The following is a 5,163-nucleotide window of genomic DNA, read 5'->3' as shown; positions in this document are numbered from 1 at the left end:
CTTGCCCTCCTCCGCCAGCCAGGCGATCAGCCGGGCGCCGTGGCCGCCGCCGCGCTCGGCCTCGTCGGTGACCAGGTCGTCGACATAGAGATGCGGGCCGTAGACCAGGTTCTCCTGCACCCGGAAGCCGGCCAGCGCCACCGGCGTGCCGCCGCGCCACAGCGCGGCCAGCCGATAGCCGGACGCGGCCTGCAGGCGCCAGCGCGCCACGAACTGCTCCGCCGAGGCCAGATGCGGCCGCAGCTGGCGCATCACCGGCCAGCAGGCGGCGACCGCGGCCTCGTCCTCCACGGCACGGAGATCCAGGGATTCGGCGTCAGGCACGGCCGACATGGCGATGGCCCTTTCCGGAGAGCGGGAGTATTATCAGAGTACGAATAACTTATAAGAGTTCTGATAACATGGTCAAGCGGGATGACGGCCCGGCGATCCCGCGGCCGGGCGAGGGCAAGCGCGGCGAGGGCGGGTATTTCGGCTATCTGCTGCGCCAGGCCGGCGGCGCCTACCGGCTGCGGATGGAGCGCGCCTTGGCGGATCTGGAGGTGACGCCGCCGCAATTCGCGGCGCTGACCATGATCGCTGCCTATCCCGGCCTGTCGGGCGCCGATCTGGCGCGGCTGGCGGTGCTGACGCCGCAGACGGTCAGCGTCATCATCGCCAATCTGGAGCGCGCCGGGTCGGTGACCCGGCATCCGCACCCGGTGCATGGCCGCATCCTGACCCTGGAGATCACCGACAGTGGCAAGGCGCTGCTGGCCCGCTGCCGCGAGCGGGTGCAGGTGCTGGAGAAGGCGCTGGCCGCCGGGCTGACGCCGGAGGAGGAGACGGTGATCCGCCGCTGGCTCGCCGCCGTGGCGGCGGAGGGCGGCGAGCCGGACTAGACGGCCGACGGATGCAGCTCGGGCCGGTAGCCGGCGGCGAGGACGGCGAGGCTGGGCTGCGGGGTCAGCAGTCCGACCTCGCCCGAGGGCATCGGCCGGCTCTCGCGATAGCCTGACGGGCTCCAGCGACGCAGCCCGCCGCCCAAAACCAGCCAAGCGCCGCCGGGATCGTCGGGCAGGGTCACCATCGCCCCGTCCGGCAGCCCCGCCGCCGGGTGCGGCACCACCCGCTGGCGGCGGGTGGCGGGATCGATTCGGGCCGGGTGGATCACGGCGTCCATCGCCTCGGCCCGCGGCGGGACCTCCAGCCCATGCGCCGTCATCCAGGCGGCGCGCCAGGCATTGTAGGCCTCGCGCCGGCATTCGGCGCAGGGGCGGTGGCCGGCGGCGATCGCCACCGCCTCGTCCAGGAAGAACAGATGGGTCCAGCGGTCCGGCTGCATCACCGGCCGCCAGCGGCCCTTGAACGCCAGCCGGCAGCAGATCCAGCGCGTGGTCGACCAGGGCCGGCGGATCCGCCCCGCCGCATCGTGGATCACGCCGCGATTGCCGAGCATGGTGCCGCGGGCGGGGTCGGCGACGATCTCGCCGAAGGGCGTGACGCGGTTGCGATGGGCCATGCGGCATCATGGCATGGCCGCCATGCCCCGCCATCGACTTGTGACTATACCGACCAGTCGGTATAGTCACACTCATGAGCGCCCCCGACACCAAGACCCGGATCCTGACCGCCGCCGAGCAGGTGGTGCTGGAGCGCGGCGTCCCGGCCCTGACGCTGGACGCGGTGGCCGAGGCCGCCGGCCTGAGCAAGGGCGGGCTGATCTATCACTTCGAGAGCAAGGAGGCGCTGATCCGCGCCATGATCGCCCGGATCGGCGCCTGCATGCAGGAGCGGATGGACCGGCTGACCGCCGCGGATGCGCAGCCGGGCGCCCTGACCCGCGCCTATCTCGGCGCCGCCTTCCCGCCGCCCGGCACCCCGGACGACCGGGACGCGATGCGCGAGGCGGCGCTGATCGCCGCCCTGGGCTACGACCCTTCGCTGCTGGCGCCCTATGCCGCGCAGTACGCCGGCTGGGTCGACCGGCAGAAGGCGGACGGGATCGACCCGGTGCTGGCCGCCATCATCCGGCTGGCGGCGGACGGGCTGTGGCTGAACGAGGTGTTCGGCATCCGGGCCGTCGACCCGGCGGACCGGGCGGCGGTGCTGCGGCGCCTGGCCGGGATGACGCGACCGGGCGCCTGACCTTCAATCCAAGGAGTTGCTGTCATGGCTTGGGTGATCCTGATCATCGCCGGGCTGTTCGAGATCGGCTGGGCGGTCGGCCTGAAATACACCGAGGGCTTCACCCGGCTGGTGCCCAGCGTGGCGACCGCGGCGGCGATGATCGTCAGCCTGCTGCTGCTGGGCCTGGCGCTGAAGGACCTGCCGATCGGCACGGCCTATGCGGTCTGGACCGGCGTCGGCGCGGTCGGCACCGCGATCCTCGGCATCTGGCTGTTCGGCGACCCGGCCAACTTCGCCCGGCTGGCCTGCATCGGCCTGATCGTGGCGGGGATCGTCGGGCTGAAGCTCGTCACGCCGCACTGAGGTCGCTCTTCCACCCCTGCCGCGAGTCCGTCCCATGGCCTGGATCCTGCTGCTCGCCGCGATCGGCTTCGAGGTCGCCGGCACCGTCTGCATGAAGCTCTCCGACGGGTTCCGCAACCCGCTGTCCTCGGTGCTGATCTTCGTGTTCTACGGCGCCGCCTTCGGCTTCCTGACCCTGGCGTTGAAGCGGATGGAGCTGAGCCTGGCCTATGCTGTCTGGTCCGGCATCGGCACCGCGGCGACCGTGGTGATCGGCGTGCTGTGGTTCCAGGAGGCGCTGACCGTGCTGAAGCTGGCCTCGGTCGCCCTGGTGATCGCCGGCATCGTCGGGCTGAACCTCGGAGGAGCCCACTGACGAGGGGCTGGAATTCCGCAGCCGCCTGGGCTCAACTGGCGCCGTTTCAGCCGCGCCATATCAGGGTTGCCCGCATGCACGAGATTTCCATCGCCGGCCGCAGGATCGGCCCCGACCACCCGCCCTATGTAATCTGCGAACTGTCGGGCAACCACAATGGCGATCTGGCCCGGGCACTGCGGATGATGGAGGCGGCGAAGGCCACCGGCGCCGACGCGGTGAAGCTGCAGACCTACACCGCCGACACCATCACGCTGGACCATGACGGCGAGCAGTTCCGGATCAAGGGCGGGCTGTGGGACGGGCAGCGCCTGTACGACCTGTACCAGGAGGCGTCGACCCCCTGGGAGTGGCACGAGGCGCTGTTCGCCAAGGGGCGGGAGCTGGGCATCACCGTCTTCTCCACCCCCTTCGACAAGACCGCGGTCGACCTGCTGGAGGGGCTGGGCGCCCCAGCCTACAAGGTCGCGTCCTTCGAGGTGGTGGACCTGCCGCTGGTCGAGTACATCGCCAGCAAGCGGAAGCCGATGATCATCTCCACCGGCCTCGCCAATCTCGGCGAGATCCAGGAGGTGATCGACACGGCGCGCCGCGGCGGGGCCGACGGCCTGGTGGTGCTGCACTGCATCAGCGCCTATCCGGCGCCGATGGAGGACGCCAATCTGCGCACCATCCCGAACCTGGCCGAGACCTTCGGCGTGATCAGCGGCCTGTCCGACCACACCATGGGCACCACCGCCTCGGTCGCCGCCGTCGCGCTGGGCGGGTCGGTGATCGAGAAGCACTTCACCCTGGCCCGCGCCGATGGCGGCCCGGATTCCGCCTTCTCGCTGGAGCCGGCGGAGTTCACCCGGCTGGTCGAGGACTGCAAGGGCGCCTGGGCGGCGCTGGGCCGCATCCGCTACGACCTGAAAGGGTCGGAGGCCGGCAACATCGTCTATCGCCGCTCGCTCTACGTCACCGCGGACGTCAAGGCCGGCGAGACGCTGACCGAGGCGAATGTCCGGTCGATCCGCCCCGGCTACGGCCTGGCGCCGAAGCACCTGCCCGAGGTGCTGGGCCGCCGCGCCGCCCGCGACCTGGCCCGCGGCGAGCCGCTGGCCTGGGCGATGGTGGAATAGGGCTGGGACAGGCCTTTCCCCTTTCTGTCATTGCCGGGCTTGACCCGGCAATCCAGGGGCCACCCGGAGCGGCATAGACATCTCCTGGATGCCCGGGTCAAGCCCGGCAATGACAATCGGGGGAACCCCGCGTCCCCTAAGTCGGACCTATTCATCGACGAGGGGTTTGCGTAACACTGCCGCGGCATCCCCGGCGACGGGGAGAGCCACAAGCAGAGCAGGAAGCGCATGTCCGTCGTCGCGGTGCTCGATGTCGGCAAGACCAATCTGAAGCTGCTGGCGGTGACGCCGGAGGGCGCAGTGCTGGAGGCGGTGCGCACCCGCAACCTGTCGCGGCCGGGCCCGCCCTACCTGCATGTCGACCTGACGGCGATGGAGGGCTGGCTGCTGGGCGCGCTGGGCGACCTGGCCCGCCGCCATCGCCTGGCCGCCTTCGTCGCCACCGGCTACGGCACCAGCGGCGTGCTGGTCGACGACGCCGGCCCGGTGCTGCCGATGATGGACTACGAGGCCGCGGCGCCCGGCTGGCTGGACGAGGCCTATGCCGCCGAGGGGCCGGGCTTCGCCGAGACCGGCTGTCTGGTCGACCCCGGCGCCCACCGCTTGGCCAAGCAGATGCTGTGGCAGGAGCGCGACTTTCCCGACGGCTTCGCTCGCGCCCGCTGGCTGCTGACCCTGCCGCAGTATTTCGCCTGGCGCCTGGGCGGCGCGCCGGCCAGCGAGATCACCACCCTGGCGGCCCAGACGCATCTGTGGAACCCGGCGGCGGGCGATTTCACCGGCATCGTCCGGCGCCGCGGCTGGGACCGGCTGATCCCGCCGCGCCGCAACGCCTGGGACGTGCTGGGCACGATCCGGCCCGCCCTGGCCGCGGCGCACGGGCTGCCGCCCGAGCTGGCGCTGCTGTGCGGCGTGCATGACAGCAATGCCAACTACCACCGCTTCCTGGCCGCCGGCCTCGGCGACGTGCCGCTGCTGTCCACCGGCACCTGGATCATCGGCTTCCGCCCCGGCCTGAAGCTGGACCGGCTGGATCCGCGCCGTGGCATGGTCGCGAATGTCGATGTCGACGGCCGGCCGATCGGCTGCACCCTGCATATGGGCGGCCGGGAATGGGATCGGATCGCCGGTCCGGCCCCCGCCGAGGCGACGGCGGACGACCTCGCCGCCCTGATCGCCGCCGGCACCATGGCCTTGCCCAGCTTCGCCGAGGGC

At 71.5% G+C, this 5,163-nt stretch carries 8 protein-coding genes; 6 read left to right on the top strand and 2 right to left on the bottom strand.

Annotated features, from left to right (window positions below; translation table 11 throughout):
* The coding region (locus tag P409_RS26280; protein WP_034845385.1) for a GNAT family N-acetyltransferase at nucleotides 1-333 on the bottom strand (333 nt) is incomplete at its 3' end.
* Between the two features lie 68 nt (nucleotides 334-401).
* On the opposite strand from P409_RS26280, the gene P409_RS26275 reads away from it, so the two are divergent.
* Entirely contained in the window at nucleotides 402-881 is a 480-nt protein-coding gene (locus tag P409_RS26275; protein WP_034845383.1) for a MarR family winged helix-turn-helix transcriptional regulator, read from the top strand.
* Here the strand turns inward: P409_RS26275 and P409_RS26270 are convergent.
* The gene (locus P409_RS26270; RefSeq protein WP_034845381.1) at nucleotides 878-1,501 is read right to left on the bottom strand and encodes a hypothetical protein; all 624 of its coding nucleotides are present in this window, start codon (nucleotides 1,499-1,501) and stop codon (nucleotides 878-880) included. The two genes, P409_RS26275 and P409_RS26270, sit on opposite strands and share 4 nt — an antisense overlap.
* A gap of 74 nt (nucleotides 1,502-1,575) precedes the next feature.
* Here P409_RS26270 and P409_RS26265 point away from each other — a divergent pair, with 74 nt between their 5' ends.
* The 5 genes from P409_RS26265 to P409_RS26245 form a co-directional block, all read left to right on the top strand.
* A complete protein-coding gene (locus P409_RS26265; protein ID WP_034845379.1) occupies nucleotides 1,576-2,127 on the top strand; it encodes a TetR/AcrR family transcriptional regulator in 552 nt (183 codons plus the stop codon).
* A 24-nt stretch (nucleotides 2,128-2,151) separates the two neighbouring features.
* Nucleotides 2,152-2,472 (top strand): quaternary ammonium compound efflux SMR transporter SugE, encoded by a 321-nt coding sequence (sugE, locus tag P409_RS26260; RefSeq protein ID WP_034845377.1) that lies wholly within the window; start codon nucleotides 2,152-2,154, stop codon nucleotides 2,470-2,472.
* A gap of 34 nt (nucleotides 2,473-2,506) precedes the next feature.
* Nucleotides 2,507-2,827, top strand: a complete 321-nt coding sequence (locus tag P409_RS26255; RefSeq protein ID WP_034845375.1) for a DMT family transporter — start codon at nucleotides 2,507-2,509, stop codon at nucleotides 2,825-2,827.
* Between the two features lie 74 nt (nucleotides 2,828-2,901).
* On the top strand, nucleotides 2,902-3,948 hold the full coding sequence (pseI, locus tag P409_RS26250) for a pseudaminic acid synthase (RefSeq protein ID WP_034845373.1): 1,047 nt from the start codon (nucleotides 2,902-2,904) through the stop codon (nucleotides 3,946-3,948).
* 228 nt (nucleotides 3,949-4,176) lie between these two features.
* On the top strand, nucleotides 4,177-5,163 hold a 987-nt coding region (locus P409_RS26245; protein WP_034845370.1), incomplete at its 3' end, for an acetate and sugar kinases/Hsc70/actin family protein.

It is taken from the genome of Inquilinus limosus MP06 (genome assembly GCF_000767795.1).
GTDB classification, from domain to species: domain Bacteria; phylum Pseudomonadota; class Alphaproteobacteria; order DSM-16000; family Inquilinaceae; genus Inquilinus; species Inquilinus limosus_E.
Note: the sequence above shows the minus strand (reverse complement) of the source record. Positions and strands in the feature narration are given on the sequence as shown.

Bases quoted from the DNA above. Each gene is read 5' to 3' on its own strand.
- P409_RS26275 (WP_034845383.1), top strand. From the start codon at position 402: ATGGTCAAGCGGGATGACGGCCCGGCGATCCCGCGGCCGGGCGAGGGC.
- P409_RS26270 (WP_034845381.1), bottom strand. From the start codon at position 1,501: ATGGCCCATCGCAACCGCGTCACGCCCTTCGGCGAGATCGTCGCCGAC.
- P409_RS26265 (WP_034845379.1), top strand. From the start codon at position 1,576: ATGAGCGCCCCCGACACCAAGACCCGGATCCTGACCGCCGCCGAGCAG.
- sugE (WP_034845377.1), top strand. From the start codon at position 2,152: ATGGCTTGGGTGATCCTGATCATCGCCGGGCTGTTCGAGATCGGCTGG.
- P409_RS26255 (WP_034845375.1), top strand. From the start codon at position 2,507: ATGGCCTGGATCCTGCTGCTCGCCGCGATCGGCTTCGAGGTCGCCGGC.
- pseI (WP_034845373.1), top strand. From the start codon at position 2,902: ATGCACGAGATTTCCATCGCCGGCCGCAGGATCGGCCCCGACCACCCG.